1 protein-coding gene is annotated in these 1,694 nt (G+C 67.4%); it reads left to right on the forward strand.

Annotated elements, in window-relative coordinates:
* Positions 1-1,599: autotransporter outer membrane beta-barrel domain-containing protein (locus B2W55_RS09365; RefSeq protein WP_291532216.1), on the forward strand; the 1,599-nt coding region annotated here is incomplete at its 5' end.
* Between the last annotated feature and the right edge of the window lie 95 nt (positions 1,600-1,694).

Genomic DNA, 1,694 nt, shown 5'->3' on the forward strand with positions numbered 1-1,694 from the left:
GCGGTCACCGGCGGCACCCAGGCACTGTCCGGCGTCAACAGCTACAGCGGCACGACCACGGTGTCGGGCGGCACGCTGCAAGCCGGCGCGGCCAATACGTTCAGCGCCGCGTCCGCCTTTGTCGCCAACGCCGGCGGCACCTTCGACCTCAATGGCTTCAACCAGACCATGGCATCGCTCGGCAATGCCGGCACCATCAGGTTTGGCACGGCACCCGACACCACGCTGACGGTCGCCGGCAACTATGCCGGCAATGGCGGCACGTTGCTGTTCAACACCGTGCTCGGCGGCGACGGCTCGGCCACCGACCGCCTGGTCGCGGGCAGCACGTCGGGCACCTCGACCGTGCGGGTCAACAATGTCGGCGGCGGCGGCGCGCAGACCGCCGACGGCATCAAGCTGATCGACGTCAGCGGCGCCTCGAACGGCAGCTTTACGCTGGCCGGCAACTACACGCTCCAGGGCCAGCAGGCGATCGTCGCCGGCGCCTATGGCTACACGTTGCAGAAGAACGGCATCTCGACGCCGTCGGACGGCGACTGGTATCTGCGCTCCAGCCTGGTCAATCCGGCGACGCCGATGCCGGCCGGCCCGCTCTACCAACCCGGCGTGCCGCTCTACGAGAATTACGCCCAGGTGCTGCTCGGCATGAACGCGCTGCCGTCGTTGCAGGACCGCGTCGGCAACCGCTACTGGGGCGGCGGCCCGAGCGACGCGATGGCGCGCATGGGCGTCGCGCCGCCGGCGACGGCGGACAGTTCAGGGACACAATCGGCGTTCTGGGGCCGCATCCAGGGCGGCCAATCCAGCCTGCAACCGTCGAACACCACGGGCGCGACCACCAGCAGCGACGACTTCAAGGCGCAGGCCGGGCTCGACGGACTCGCGCTCGAGAACAGCTATGGCCGCCTGATCGTCGGGCTCACGCTGCAATACGGGCTGACCACGGCCTATGTGAACTCGCTGTTCGGCAGCGGCCGGATTCGCGCCCAGGGCACCGGCGTCGGCGCCACCGCCACCTGGTATGGCGACAACGGCGTCTATCTCGACGGCCAGATGCAGACCATGTTCTACCGCGCCGATCTCACCTCCGATCTCGTCGGCAGCATGACCCACGGCAATGAAGGCCTCGGCTATGCGTTCAGCGTCGAAGGCGGCAAGCGCATCACTATCGGCAACGGCTTCTCGCTGACGCCGCAGGCGCAGCTCGCCTATTCGAAGGTCGATTTCGACGGGTTCGCCGACCGCTTCGGCGCGCTGGTCTCGCTCGCCAATGCCGACAGCCTGCTCGGCCGCGTCGGTCTCATGCTCAATCACCAGAAGAGCTGGTATGACGGCACGAGCATCGTCCGCTCCGACCTCTACGCGATCGGCAATCTGCACTACGAATTCCTCGACGGCAGCAAGGTCGACGTCTCCGGCACCAGCTTCGCCAGCGCCAACGACCGGCTGTGGGGCTCGATCGGCGGCGGCGGCAGCTACAGCTGGGCCAATGGCCGCTACACCTTGTTCGGCGAAGCGACCTATCGCGCCAGCCTCCAGGACGCCGCGGCGAACCACGGCTACAAGGGCAGCGCGGGATTCCGCGTGGTGTGGTGAGGCTGGAAGATCACTGCACCCACCGACTTGTCATGCCCGGGCTTGTCCCGGGCATCCACGTCTTGATTGCTATTTGAAGGAAGACGTGGATGGCC

Origin of the sequence: Bradyrhizobium sp. UBA2491, assembly GCF_002341725.1 — a bacterium.
Taxonomy (GTDB): Bacteria; Pseudomonadota; Alphaproteobacteria; order Rhizobiales; family Xanthobacteraceae; genus Bradyrhizobium.